Source organism: Amycolatopsis acidicola, assembly GCF_007713735.2.
Lineage (GTDB): Bacteria > Actinomycetota > Actinomycetes > Mycobacteriales > Pseudonocardiaceae > Amycolatopsis_E > Amycolatopsis_E acidicola.
In genome coordinates this window covers 1-12,490 of record NZ_VMNW02000152.1, presented here as the reverse complement: position 1 = coordinate 12,490, position 12,490 = coordinate 1, and the positions used below count along the sequence as shown (strand labels likewise).

Annotated in this window: 11 protein-coding genes; 4 read left to right on the top strand and 7 right to left on the bottom strand. The window is 68.9% G+C overall.

From position 1 onward, the window contains the following. Positions 1–245: 245 nt before the first annotated feature. From FPZ12_RS43985 to FPZ12_RS43955, 7 genes are all read right to left on the bottom strand, one after another. Positions 246–1,883, bottom strand: a complete 1,638-nt coding sequence (locus FPZ12_RS43985; protein ID WP_279537881.1) for an APC family permease — start codon at positions 1,881–1,883, stop codon at positions 246–248. A gap of 285 nt (positions 1,884–2,168) precedes the next feature. Then, positions 2,169–2,819: a class II aldolase/adducin family protein gene (locus tag FPZ12_RS43980; RefSeq protein WP_144760102.1), complete on the bottom strand. Its 651-nt coding sequence runs from the start codon at positions 2,817–2,819 to the stop codon at positions 2,169–2,171. Beyond that, on the bottom strand, positions 2,816–4,264 hold the full coding sequence (locus FPZ12_RS43975) for an FGGY-family carbohydrate kinase (protein ID WP_144760099.1): 1,449 nt from the start codon (positions 4,262–4,264) through the stop codon (positions 2,816–2,818). The genes FPZ12_RS43980 and FPZ12_RS43975 overlap by 4 nt, the downstream gene beginning before the upstream one ends. Next, positions 4,261–5,289: a 2-hydroxyacid dehydrogenase gene (locus tag FPZ12_RS43970; protein WP_144760096.1), complete on the bottom strand. Its 1,029-nt coding sequence runs from the start codon at positions 5,287–5,289 to the stop codon at positions 4,261–4,263. Before FPZ12_RS43970 ends, FPZ12_RS43975 begins: the two co-directional genes overlap by 4 nt. A gap of 30 nt (positions 5,290–5,319) precedes the next feature. Beyond that, positions 5,320–5,784 (bottom strand): ribose-5-phosphate isomerase, encoded by a 465-nt coding sequence (locus FPZ12_RS43965; RefSeq protein WP_144760092.1) that lies wholly within the window; start codon positions 5,782–5,784, stop codon positions 5,320–5,322. Continuing rightward, on the bottom strand, positions 5,784–7,460 hold the full coding sequence (gene dhaL / locus FPZ12_RS43960; RefSeq protein ID WP_144760089.1) for a dihydroxyacetone kinase subunit DhaL: 1,677 nt from the start codon (positions 7,458–7,460) through the stop codon (positions 5,784–5,786). The genes FPZ12_RS43965 and dhaL overlap by 1 nt, the downstream gene beginning before the upstream one ends. Next, positions 7,457–8,134 carry an HAD family hydrolase gene (locus FPZ12_RS43955; RefSeq protein ID WP_144760108.1) on the bottom strand — a complete coding sequence of 226 codons (678 nt, stop codon included), beginning with the start codon at positions 8,132–8,134 and terminating at the stop codon, positions 7,457–7,459. Before FPZ12_RS43955 ends, dhaL begins: the two co-directional genes overlap by 4 nt. 71 nt (positions 8,135–8,205) lie before the next feature. Here FPZ12_RS43955 and FPZ12_RS43950 point away from each other — a divergent pair, with 71 nt between their 5' ends. From FPZ12_RS43950 to FPZ12_RS43935, 4 genes are all read left to right on the top strand, one after another. Continuing rightward, entirely contained in the window at positions 8,206–8,823 is a 618-nt protein-coding gene (locus FPZ12_RS43950; protein ID WP_144760086.1) for a histidine phosphatase family protein, read from the top strand. Then, positions 8,820–9,590 (top strand): DeoR/GlpR family DNA-binding transcription regulator, encoded by a 771-nt coding sequence (locus tag FPZ12_RS43945; RefSeq protein WP_144760083.1) that lies wholly within the window; start codon positions 8,820–8,822, stop codon positions 9,588–9,590. Before FPZ12_RS43950 ends, FPZ12_RS43945 begins: the two co-directional genes overlap by 4 nt. 68 nt (positions 9,591–9,658) lie before the next feature. After that, on the top strand, positions 9,659–10,990 hold the full coding sequence (locus FPZ12_RS43940; protein WP_144760080.1) for an MFS transporter: 1,332 nt from the start codon (positions 9,659–9,661) through the stop codon (positions 10,988–10,990). Continuing rightward, on the top strand, positions 10,987–12,396 hold the full coding sequence (locus FPZ12_RS43935; protein WP_144760077.1) for an FGGY-family carbohydrate kinase: 1,410 nt from the start codon (positions 10,987–10,989) through the stop codon (positions 12,394–12,396). The genes FPZ12_RS43940 and FPZ12_RS43935 overlap by 4 nt, the downstream gene beginning before the upstream one ends. Positions 12,397–12,490: the final 94 nt, after the last annotated feature.

Sequence of the window (12,490 nt, the reverse complement as noted above, 5' to 3'; positions counted from 1 at the left end):
GGTCTGGATGCCGGTTGGTCGCGGTGTTCACGCGCGCATTGTCGTCGGCCGCGCGCCTCGGTACTCGCGGGGCTGCCGAACCCAGCGCCTGTAGGAGAACCGGTTTTCGGCCGCGGGGCCCGGGCTGCGGGGAATCGAGAAGTTCTGCGTGTACCTGACAGAAACCGGCCCGGTTTGTCGATCGGACAAGGCTTGTCGTGGCCTTGGCGCGATCGGCGAACCGGGCCGGTTCTGGGCCGTCGGGATCAGGCGGCGATTTCAGCGGCCTCCCGCTCGATGGCCGCCTTGACCTTGCTCGTCTCCATCGCGACGTTCACCGCCCAGTAGAAGATCACCAGGCTGAACACCATCACCACCACCAGGTCGAGCCATTCCGGCAGCACGTTGAGGTTGCCGCTGTCGCCGTAGCGGCCGAGCCAGCCGAGGATGACCTGACCGCCCAGCCAGGGCGCGATCCAGGTGCCCGCCTTCCAGTCGATCTCGGGACGTTCGGCCGCGGGGATGGTCTTGCGGCCGGCGAGGAACAGCAGGAACCCGGCCACGATCGCGACCATGATCTTCCACGTGGTGTCGAACCCGGTCCAGTAGATGACCAGGTTCGCCGCCACGAAACCGGCCGGGGCGATCACCTTCGGCGCGGGCGCTCGGTACGGGCGCGGGCGGTCCGGGTCGCGTTTGCGCAGGGCGGTCATCGCGACGGGCGCGAAAGCGTACATGAGCGCCGTCGCGGAGGTGATCACGCTGACGAGCTTCTGCCAGCTCGGGAACGGCAGGAACATGATCTCGCCGACCACGAACGACAGGATGATCGACCACACCGGCACCCCGCGAAGGCTCAGTTTGCCCAGCTTCCGCGGCAGCATCTTGTCCCGGCCCATCGCGTACGACAGCCGCGAAGACGTGCCCAGGTAAAGGAGTCCGGTGCCCGCCGGGGAAACAAAGGCGTCGGCGTAAAGGATGTACGCGAGCCAGCCCGCGCCGGCGAGCGTCGCCAGTGTCGCGTACGGGCCGAACGAGCCCTGTTCGATGGGGTTGTCCCAGCCGTGCGCGATCGCCGCCGGGTCGAGCGCGCCGATGAACGCGATTTCCAGCAGCAGGTAGATGATCGTGCCGATCACCATCGCGGTGATGATGGCGCGGGAGATGTCCTTCTGCGGGTTCCGCGCCTCGCCGCCGACCTGCACGGCCTGTTCGAAGCCCTGCAACGCGAACACCACACCGACCGGCAGCGCGGCGAACACCCCGTGCGCCCCCGCCGGCGCGAAACCGCCACCCGCGGTGAAGTTGCCGGGGTGGAAGCGCAGCGAAAGCAGCACGACGATGGTCAGCAGTGGGACCGCGGCTTTCCAGATCACCGTGGCACTGTTGCTTTCGGACAGCAGTTTCACGCCGACCAGGTTGATGATCGTGAAAATCGCCATCAGCAGGGTCGCCCAGGCGAACCCGCTCGCGGTCAGTGTGCCGCTCTCCGTCAGCAGGTTGAGGTTGTCCTTGACCCAGCCGATGTTGTCGAGATATTCGAGGCTGGCCTCCACCTCGACCGGCGCCAGCGCGACCGCCTGCAGCCAGGCCACCCAGCCGCCGACGAAACCGGCGACAACACCGAAAGCCAGTAGCGGGAACCGGGCCGTACCACCGGCTGCCGGGTAAGCGGCGCCGAGTTCGGCGTGGATGAGCGCCAGCGTCGCCATGATGACCGCGGTCAGCACCCACGACAGCAACGACGCCGGACCGGCGACCTTCGCTGCCTTGAGCGCACCGAGCAACCAGCCCGAGCCGATGATCGAGCCCAGCGAAACGAACATCAGTCCGTAGAAGCCGACCGATCTACGCAGTTTCGGTTGGTTTGTCTCCAACCGACCTGACTGCACAGGTTGAACCATTGAGCGCCTCGATCCTTGTTCAGCGGATTCCGCCGGGCAATGATCGCCAACCTTAGGGGAGAAGCCCACTTCGGCACAGTTACAGGTCTGTTTCAGTCCATAAATGTGGATGTTTGGAAAATTTCCGACTGATGACGATTGTCCGATTAAGTCGGATATCGCGGCCAGCTCAGCCTGTCCGGCGGGCAGGGCTTTTGGCGACGATACCGACCGGCGCGGCAACATCGCCTCGATGTGGCCGACTCGGTGTGGCCGCGAGGTTTCCCGCGGCCACCCGTCACGCGGTCAGCGCTGCCCGTAGCCGCGCAGTTTCTCCACCACGTGCTCGATTTCCTGCTGCGACAACAGGCTTGGGCTACCGGCGGACCGCGCCGTCAGCCAGACCTGGCACACCCACTCCAACTGCTGCGCACGGTGATAGGCCGAATGCAGGCTGTCCCCGTACGTGATCGTGCCGTGGTTCGCCAGCAGGCAGCCTCGGCGGTTGTCGAGCGCTTCGAGCATCGCGTCGGCCAACTCCGGCGTCCCGTAGGTCGCGTAGCGGGCAACCTTGGCGCTTTCCCCGATCGCCGCCAGCATGTAGTGGATCGGTGGTACTTCTTCGACCAAAGTGGACACTGCGGTGGCGTTCACCGAATGCGTGTGCACGACCGCGTTGACCGGAGTTCCTTCCGGGTCAACGGCTTTGGTGTACACCGTCAGATGCATCGGTAGCTCGCTCGTCGGCCGGAGATCTCCGTCCACAATGGATCCGTCCAGCGAGACCACCGGCACGTCCTGCGAACGCAATGAGGAATAGTCGACGCCTGTCGGCGTGACGGCGACCAGCTCCCCCGACCGGACGGAAATGTTGCCCGAGGTGCCGACCACCAGCCCGTCGGCGGTCATCTTCCGGGCGTACTCGCAGATCGCGAAGCGTTCTTCCGCAAGGATCACAGTCGCCACAACCCCCGCGCCGCCGCCAGCGAGGCCTGGTAGTCGGCGTAGCCGCTCTGGTAGAATTCCGCGTTTTCCGGCACGAACTCCACGGTACGGGAGCTGCTCGCCCACAGCTCGACGTCGTACGGCTGGCCCAGCGCCTCCGCCGCGACGAGGACGGCGCCGCGGGCGCCGACTCCCGGATCGCTCGGGATCACGATGGGCCGGCCGAGCACGTCGGCGAAGATCTGGGTCCAAGCCGCCGAGCGCACTCCGCCACCACACGCGTACAACCGGCCGGACAGACCGGCAGCATCGAAGCAATGCCTTGCCGCGTAAGCAATCGACTCGCACAACGCGCGCACGATGTCCGCGCGGCCGTGTTCCAGGCTGAGTCCGGAGAACTGGGCTCGGGCCGCCGCATCGACGAACGGAGCGCGCTCCCCCGACGCGGACAGGAACGGCAGGGCGCGGACCCCGTTGGCCCCTGGCGGGCTCGAATCGAGCAGGCCGGCGATCTCGGGAACCTCGATGCCGAGCAACGCGCAGACCCAGTCGATGCTCGCGGTGCCGACCATCGCCGGCATCGCGCGCAGGTATTCGCCGACCGTGGGGGTGCTCAGGAACATCCCGGCCGCTTCGCCCTCGGGATCGAAATCGGCGCTGTCGGTGAGCACCTGGCACGCGAGGGTGGTGCCGGCGGTGAGGATCCCGTCCCCGGGTTCACGCACGCCGGCGCCGATGGCACTGGCCGGGAGATCGAACGGCCCCGCCGTGACCGGCAGCCCGCTGGGCAGGCCGAGCAGTTCGGCGCCGGCGGAGTTGAGGTGGAAGACCGTCTTCGGCTTGGCCGGCTCGGCGAACAGGCCGCGGCGGGATTCGAGCCCACAGGCCGCGATCGCCTTCTCGTCGTACTGCCTCGTGCGCGGGTCGAGGAAGGGCAGCGAGGCGTCGGAGACATCGACCGTGATCTCGCCGGTGAGCCGCTGCACCACCGCGTCCACGCAGTAACCCGCGACCACGGCGCGATCGAGCACCTCGGGCTCATGCTGGTCCAAATAGGACAGAATGGCCGCCGCGCAGCCGGGGAACATGCCGGAACCGGTGCGCCGGAACACGTCCCGGGACACCCCGTCGGCCTGCCATTTCGCGAGCAGGGCGTTGGCCCGCCCGTCGAGCCACGAGATGGCCGGGCGAACGGCATTTCCCTCGGCATCACGAAGCCAGACGCCATCGCCCTGCCCGGTGAGGGCGAGCGCGGTGACCGGTTCGGCCACGCGGGACGCCACCTCGCGGACCACGGTGGCGACCGTGCCGACCACCTGGTCGAGATCCTGCTCCACCCGTCCGCCGGACAGATGCCGGACCTCCGAGGGAGTCGTGGCCTGCGCGATGGACACGCCGGCCCCGTCGAAGACCACGGCCTTCGTCAGTGAAGTACCGATGTCGACGCCGATGATCATTGGAGTACTTCCGGGTTCGCGACGTTGACCAGCTTCTCCCCACGCGCGTATCGGCCGGCCTCGGCGGCCACGATGCGCGCCGCCCGCTCGGCCGTCTGCCTGCTGGCGCCGGCCAGGTGCGGGGTGGCGATCACGTTCGGGGCGTCACGCAGCGCCCAGTCCGCGGGCGGCGGCTCGACGTCGTAGACGTCCAGCGCCAGTGCACCCAGCCGCCCACTGCGCAACGCGTCCGGCAACGGCGCGTAGTCCAGCAGGCCACCTCGGGCGGAGTTCACCAGCACGGCGCCTTCCGGCAGGAGCGCGAGCTTCTCGGCGTTGATCAGGTGCTTGGTCTGTTCGGTGAGCCGCGCGTGCAGGCTGACCACGGAACTCCGGCGCAGCAACTCGTCCAGCTCGACGACCTCCGCGCCGTCGGCGGCGATCTTCGCGGGGTCCGCGAACGGGTCCGACACCAGCACGTGCGCCCCGAATGCGACCAGTACCTTCGCCACCCTGGACCCGATCGCGCCGTAGCCGACCAGCCCGACCGTGGTGCCTTCCAACTCGATCCCGGCGTTCGTGTAGGCGTAGTAGTCGCCCCGCCATTCGCCCGCGAGCAGCTCAGCCGACGCCTTCGCGATCCGCCGCATCCCGGCCAGGATCAGCCCGATGGCGAACTCGGCGGCCGCGGCGGCGTTGCGGCCGGGCGCGAAGGTGACCGCGACCCCGGCCTCGGTCGCCGCGGCGAGATCCACGTTCACCGGGCCACCGCGGGAAACCGACACCATGCGCAGCTGCGGCGCGGCGGCGAAGACCTTCTTCGTGAACGGCGCCATCTGCGTGACCGCGACCTCGGCCCCGTCGACCGCCTCGATCACCTGCTCCTCGGTGCCGCTGGCCTCGTTCACGCCACCCACCGGGCCGAACGGTTCCACCGGCCACGGCAGCGAAAGCCGGTTGAACTCGGCATCCGCGATCTCCGCCCGGACGGCGTCGACCAGCAGCCCGGTCCCGACGAACTCGTCTCCTGCAGCGAGTATCCGCAACGTCTTTGTTCCTCTCACTGGTGCGACCGCTCAGCCCGCGGCGTGAACCTGCTCGTATTCGGTGATGTGGGCGACCTTGGCCGCGCTGGCCGAGGACGGGTCGAAGGTGTAGCCGAGCCATTCCCCGACGATCTTCTTCGCCAGCTCCGGCCCGACCACGCGAGCACCGAAGGTGATCACCTGGCAGTTGTTCGATTTGATCGAGCGCTCGGCCGAGTACGAATCGTGCGCGACCGTCGCCCGCACTCCCGGCACCTTGTTCGCCGAGATGGCCACGCCGATCCCGGTGCCGCAGACCAGCACGCCGCGGTCGGCTTCCCCGTTCGCGATCTTCTCCGCGGCCGCGAGCCCGAGCACAGGGTACGCACGATCGTCGTCCGGCGTCTCCACCCCGACGTCGATGACCTCGGTGACCCGCTCGTCCCTCTCGAGGAGCTCACGGACCTCGTTCTTCAGCAGCACACCCGCGTTGTCCGCGGCGACCACCACGCGCATTACCGATCCCTCCCGAGAACTTCACCGACGGCCGTGACGATCAGGGCGAACGACGTCGCCCCCGGGTCGGCATGTCCTTTGCTTCGCGCCGCCAGCCGGGCGGCCCTGCCCTTGGTGGGCAGCAGGTTCGCTGTCTCTTCGGCGGCCAGCACCGCCGCCTGCGCCGCCTTCCGCCATGCCTCGGCGAGTTCGGCGTTTTCGTTCTGGCGCAACGTTTCCCGGAACGGCTCGATCGCGTCGAGCATCGTCTTGTCCCCGGGCTCGGCACGCCCCAGCTCCACGAACGCACGGACCGCGTTGTCCACCGCGTCGGCCATCGTGCTCGTGGTGATCTCGCCCCGGAGTCCCGCGCCGGTCTCCGCCAGCAGTACGCCGTACAGCGCGCCCGAGGCGCCCCCGGCGGCGTCGGCCAATGCCGTGCCGGCGGCCAGGAGGCCATCGGCGATGGACTCCTTGTCGACCCGGCGCGCCGCCGCGACGGCCGCACGCATCCCGCGCGTCATGCCGAGGCCGTGGTCACCGTCGGCCGCGACCGCGTCCAGCCTGCCGAGCTCGTCCTCGTGTTCCTCGATGCTGCGCATCGCCGCCGTCAGCGCCCTGTCGACGATTCCGTCGCCCTCGCCCTCCGGCCTGGCCAGCGCATCGTCCACAGTGGACGATGCCGGTACGGACTCCAGCGGGAGGCCCGTGCTCCGGTAGCCCGGCGTGGCACACGGCGCGGCGTACAGCTCGGCGAGCTCGTCGTCCAGCACCATCGCGGACAGCGAGACCCCGGCCATGTCCAGCGAGGTGACGAACTCCCCGACCTCGATGTGCACCGGGTCGAACCCGGCCGCGACCAGCCGCTCGTGCACGCGCTTGTACGTCACGAACATCTCTTCGTACTTGGTGCGGCCGAGCCCGTTGAGCAGGACCGCGATCCGGCCGTCACCGGAGGGCAGCTCCGGCAGCAGCCCGTCGACCAGTTCGTCCGCCAGCTCCACGGCGTTCAGCCGGGAGACCGTGCGGACGCCGGGCTCACCGTGGATGCCGAGGCCCAATTCCATCTCCGCCTCGGCCACCGTGAACAGCGGCTCCTCGGCGCCCGGCAGCGTGCAGCCACCGAAAGCGGCCCCGAACGTCCTCGTGTTCTCGTTCGCTTTCACCGCGACCGAGTACACCCCGTCCAGATCGTCCCCGCGCTCGGCGGCCGCGCCCGCGACCTTGAAGACGAAGAAGTCCCCCGCCACGCCGCGGCGGCTCTCCGGCTTGTCCGAAGGACCGCTGGCGATGTCGTCGGTGACCAGGATCGTGCGGCTTTCGATGCCCTCGGCGGCCAGCCTGCGCGCGGCCAGTCCGAAGTGGAGCACGTCGCCCTGGTAGTTGCCGTAGCCGAAGAGGACACCCGCGCCCCCGTCCGCCGCGCGGGCGGTGCGGTACACCTGTTCCGCGCTGGGGCTGGTGAACACGTCACCGACCACGGCGCCGGCGGCCAGCCCGGGACCGACCAGCCCGGCGAACGCCGGGTAGTGCCCGCACCCGCCGCCGATGACGACCGCGACCTTGCCCTGGCGCGGCACTTCCCGGGCCAGCACGCCATAAGCGTCCGGCACCTTGCGGACCTCACGCCCGTACGCGGTGACGAACCCGTCGATCCAGTCCCGCTTGAAAGTCTCCGCGGCACCCAGTGTTGTCATGACCGCACCAGCTCCCCGGTGAGGTAGGCGAGCAGCTTCCGCCGGACGTCGTCATTGCTCTCGGCCACCTCGGCGGCCAGTTCGAGCGCGTCCGGCTTGGGCGGGTACGTCGGGTTGGGCAGCGCGATCACGGTGAGCCCGGCCGCCGCCGCGGCACGGATGCCGTTGCTCGAATCCTCCACGCCGAGGCACTGCTCTCCACGGAACCCCAGCCGTGACGCCGCTTCGGCGTACACGTCCGGACTGGGCTTGCCGCGCGGAACTTCCGCGCTGGACACGGTGACGCTGAACTGCTCCGTCAGTCCGTGCGTGGCCAGCACCGCGTCGATCACCCGGCGCGCGGCCGAGGAAGCCAGCCCGACCGGCGCCTTCGCGCTCACGTCCCGCACCATCGCGTCGGCACCGGCCAGCAACGGGGCCTCGCCCTTCTCGATGGAGGCGATCATGCCGTCCACCACGGCGCGCTCGACCTCCTCGACGGACTCGCTGGTGCCGCTACGCTTCGCGAGATAGGCAGCCCACTCCGGCGCGCTCATACCCTGCACCGTGGAGGTGTCCTCGGCCGTCCACCCGACCCCACGCTCCGCGGCGTAGGCGGCCCAGTTCTCCTCCCAGAGGTGCTCACTCTCGACGAGGACCCCGTCGAGGTCGAACACCACCGCGGCGAAACCCATTGCGACAACCCCTTTCACGCTTGGAATGTTAAATTAACACCACAGACGAGATTTGTCACGAGGAGGATGTGATGAGCACGCTCCTGCTGGTGCGGCACGGCGAGACCGAATGGCACGCCGGGAACCGCTACGCCGGCACCAGCGAGGTCGCGCTGACCGCCCGCGGCCTGCACCAGGCCGGGCAACTGGCCGAGTTCCTGGCCGCGCAGCCCGATCCGCCGGTCGCCCTGTACTGCTCCCCGATGGGGCGCGCCCGGCGTACCGCCGAGCCGTCGGCGCAGGCGCTCGGCCTCTCGATCCAGACGGTGGAGCAGCTGCGTGAAGTCCACTTCGGAATCGCGGAGGGCAAGCGGCTCGGCGAACTGCCGCCCGAGATCGCGGACCGCTTCCGCGCCGATCCGGTGGCCGGGGCGTTCCCCGACGCCGAACCACCGGAGCTGGCCGCGCGGCGGGGAGTTCGCGCGCTGCGCGAAATCGCCGAGCGCGAACAAGACAGGCGGGTGCTCGTCGTCGCGCACAACACGCTGCTGCGGCTGACCCTCTGCGAGCTGCTCGGCATCCCGCTGCACACCTACCGAAGCGTGTTCCCGCGACTGGAGAACGCCGCCGTCACGGAAATACACGTCCGGGGCAATCGCACCGCTTTGCACCGGTTCAACCAGCCCGCGCTGGGACGCTTGCCGGCGTGAAGGAGAACAAGGCGAGTGTTCGCCAGCAGCTGATCACCAACCACGTGGTCGGGAAGGGATCGGCATCGGCGGCGGAGCTCGTCGACATCACCGGCGTGAGCCTGATGACCGTGCACCGCGACCTGGACTCGCTCGTCCGGCGCGGGCTGCTGCGCAAGTTCCGTGGCGGGGTCTCGGCACAGCCCTCGTCGGTATTCGAGAGCAGCAGCGAGTACCGGCTCCACGCCAACGTCGAGGCCAAGAAGGCGATCGCGGCCACGGCCGCGGAACACGTCGAGCCGGGGATGTCCATCCTGCTCGACGACTCCACGACGGCGCTCGAGCTGGCCGGGATGCTGCACCAGATCACGCCGCTGACCGTGGCGACCAACTACCTGCGCACGATCCGGCTGCTCAAGGACGTCGCCGATGTGCGGCTGATCGGCCTCGGCGGGGACTACTCGCCCACTCACGACTCGTTCCTGGGGATGCCCTGCCTGGAGGCGGTCGAGCAGCTCACGGTGGACCTCGCCTTCGTCTCCACGGCCGCGATGACCCCGGACATGACCTACCACCAGGAGCCGGAGATCGTGCTGGTCAAACGCGCCATGTTGGCCAGCGCGGAACGCCGGATGCTGCTGATGGACTCGAGCAAGGTCGGCCGCTCCGCGCTGCACCAGCTCGCCCCGATCGGCGAGTTCGACCACCTGATCGTCGACGAGGACACCCCCGAGCAGCTGCTCGAGGAGCTGCGCTCCCGGATCACCGTCGAGATCGGGCGCGACTGAAATACCATCTTGCGTGTTATCTTCACATGGTCCATGCTAAGTCGACCTGACGCGTGCATGGAGGCGTGATGAGTGAGACGGCAACACCGAGGTTGTCCCCACCCAGCGGCGGTTTTTCCGGGCTGCTCAACAAGTGGGGTCTGCCCGCACCGCTGCTGCTCGGTTATGTCGGGCTGCTGCTGTTCATGGTCGGCGACGGGGTGGAATCCGGTTTCATCTCGCCGTTCATGGCCGACAACGGGGCTGGGAGTGAAATCCACGCCTCATATGTGATCACCGTGTACGGCGTCGCGGTGATGCTGGCATCCTGGCTGTCCGGTGCACTGTCCGAACTGTGGGGCCCGCGGCGGGTCATGCTGATCGGGCTGGCCATCTGGGTCGTGTTCGACGTGCTGTTCCTCTCGGTGGCCGTCGCCGGGCACAACTACGCGCTGATGCTGGTGTTCTACGGCATCCGCGGGTTCGGCTACCCGATGTTCGCGTTCGGCTTCCTGGTGTGGATCACCGCGGTCGCCCCGGTCGCGCGGCTCGGCGCGGCGGTCGGCTGGTTCTACTTCGCGTTCACCGGTGGCCTGCCCACGCTCGGCTCCCTGCTGGCGAGCTTCACCAACCCGGTGCTCGGGCACTACGGCACGCTGTGGCTGTCGGTCGGCGTGCTGGCGCTGGGCGGTTTGATCTGCGTGCTGGGTGTCCGCGAGCGCACGGGGTACCAGCGGCTCGCGCCGCCGGACGTGAAACCGGTGCAGAGCCTGATTTCCAGCGTGTCGATCGCGTGGAAGAAGCCACGGGTCGGCATGGGCATGCTCGCTCGAGTGATCAACACCGCGCCGGAGTTCGGCATGCTCGTCTTCTTCCCGACGATCTTCTCGGACCAGATCGGGTTCGGCGAAGGGCGCTGGCTGCTGCTGGTCTCGGTCATCTACGGCACGAACATCTTCTTCAACCTGATCTTCGGCCTGCTCTCGGACAAGATCGGCTGGCGGACCACGATCTTCTGGTTCGGCGCGATCGGCTGCGCGATCTCGATCCTGCTGCTGTACTTCGTGCCGGTGGCACTGGGCGCGAACTACTACTGGGTGGCGCTGCTCGTCGGTGCGCTCTACGGGGCGACGCTGGCCGGGTTCGTGCCGATCTCGGCGCTGCTTCCTTCGCTGGCGCCGGAGAACAAGGGCGGTGCGATGGCGTTGCTGAACCTCGGTGCCGGCGCCGCGGCGTTCGTCGGTCCCGCGATCGTCAGCGTGTTCCTCGGGCCGGTCGGCGCCGCGGGCGTGGTCATCATCTTCGCCGCGCTGTACATCGTCGCGGCGATCCTGGTGCGGTTCCTGAAACTGCCGGAAACCACGGAAAAGGCCATCAAGCAGGACGCGAGCCTGCAAGAGGTGTCGGCGGCGGTCAATTGACCGTCATCGGGATCGACGTCGCCACCGCGGGGGTGCGAGCCTTCGCGGTGGCCGACGGCGTCGTGGTCGCGAAAGCCTCCGCGGAGCTGCCCGCGCCGGTCCGCACGGAAGACGGCCGGAGCGAGCAGGACGCGCGAACTTGGTGGCCTGCGGTCGAATCCGTCGTGGAACGGGTCGCGGCGGGTCGCTCTGTACGTGCGGTGGCGGTGTCCGCGACGTCGGGCACCATCGTCGCGGTCGACGGTGACGGCGAGCCGGTTTCGCCGGCCCTGATGTACGACGACCGTCGTGGCGCGCCTTGGAACGCCAAGGCCGCCGAACTGGGCGCGAAGCGTTGGCAGGCGCTCGGGATGGGCGTCTCGCCGACGGCCGCGCTCGGCCGGATCGCTTGGCTGCACGAGAATTTCCCCGGCGCGGCGGGGATCCGGCACACCCCGGAGCTGATCTGTGCCCGGCTCACCGGCGGGCCGGTGGCGGCGGATTCCTCCCATGCACTGAAAAGCGGGTACGACCCGCGGGCCGGTGAATGGGCCACCGAGGTGTTCGAGGCGCTGGGCGTGCCGGGTGGGTGGCTCCCCGAGGTGGTCGCGCCGGCCTCCGTGCTCGGGGAGGTATCCCGGCCGATCGCCGGGCTGCCGGCCGGCTGTCTGGTGGTGGCCGGGATGACCGACGGATGTGCCGGACAGCTCGCGACGGGTGCGGTGACACCGGGCCGGTTCGCGGGCATCGTCGGCACGACGTATGTGCTCAAAGGCGTCACCGAGGAACTGGTGCCGGATCCGACCGGCTCGATGTACAGCCATCGGCATCCGGATGGCTGGTGGCTGCCCGGCGGCGCGTCGAACACGGGGGGCGAGGCGCTCACCGGGGACATCGCCCGGCTCGACGAAGCAGCAGCGCAACGGGGGCCGGCCGGGGTGGTCGCGTACCCGCTGGCCAGGTCGGGAGAGCGCTTTCCGTTCGTGTCCTCGAACGCGCGGGGTTTCGTATTCGGCGAGCCCGCCGATGAAGTCGAGCTGCACCGGGCGCGGCTGGAAGGGGTGGCCTTCGTCGAGCGGCTGGCGCTGGACCACCTGCGGCGGCTCGGTATCGAGGTGCGCGGGCCGCTCCTGGCCGCGGGCGGTGGCAGCCGGAGTCCACTGTGGACGCAGATCAGGGCGACGGTGACGGGGCTGAGCCTAGAAGTCTCTTCCCAAGCCGAGACGGCTTACGGTGCCGCCCTCCTCGCGGCGGCGGCGATCACGCCGGGCGGGCTGTCCGCGGTGAGTCGCGCCGGGGCAACGCGCGTCGTCGAGCCGGATCCCGCGCAGCAGGCGGCTTTGGGTCACTCGTACCGGCGTTTCTGCACGGAACTGCACGAACGCGACTGGATCGACGGTGAGCTTTTCGCGTTGGCTTCGAAATAGGGAAGTCCACAAAGGACAGCACGATAGGGCGGACGAGCGACCAGCGACGGAAAGCCTTCCAGCGGCTGGGAAACGGGCTGGCAGGACCCAAATC

What these genes read in the sequence shown, in the direction of transcription:
- FPZ12_RS43985 (WP_279537881.1), bottom strand. Translation starts at nt 1,883, where the DNA reads ATGGTTCAACCTGTGCAGTCAGGTCGGTTGGAGACAAACCAACCGAAA.
- FPZ12_RS43950 (WP_144760086.1), top strand. Translation starts at nt 8,206, where the DNA reads ATGAGCACGCTCCTGCTGGTGCGGCACGGCGAGACCGAATGGCACGCC.
- dhaL (WP_144760089.1), bottom strand. Translation starts at nt 7,460, where the DNA reads ATGACAACACTGGGTGCCGCGGAGACTTTCAAGCGGGACTGGATCGAC.
- FPZ12_RS43955 (WP_144760108.1), bottom strand. Translation starts at nt 8,134, where the DNA reads ATGGGTTTCGCCGCGGTGGTGTTCGACCTCGACGGGGTCCTCGTCGAG.
- FPZ12_RS43975 (WP_144760099.1), bottom strand. Translation starts at nt 4,264, where the DNA reads ATGATCATCGGCGTCGACATCGGTACTTCACTGACGAAGGCCGTGGTC.
- FPZ12_RS43940 (WP_144760080.1), top strand. Translation starts at nt 9,659, where the DNA reads ATGAGTGAGACGGCAACACCGAGGTTGTCCCCACCCAGCGGCGGTTTT.
- FPZ12_RS43965 (WP_144760092.1), bottom strand. Translation starts at nt 5,784, where the DNA reads ATGCGCGTGGTGGTCGCCGCGGACAACGCGGGTGTGCTGCTGAAGAAC.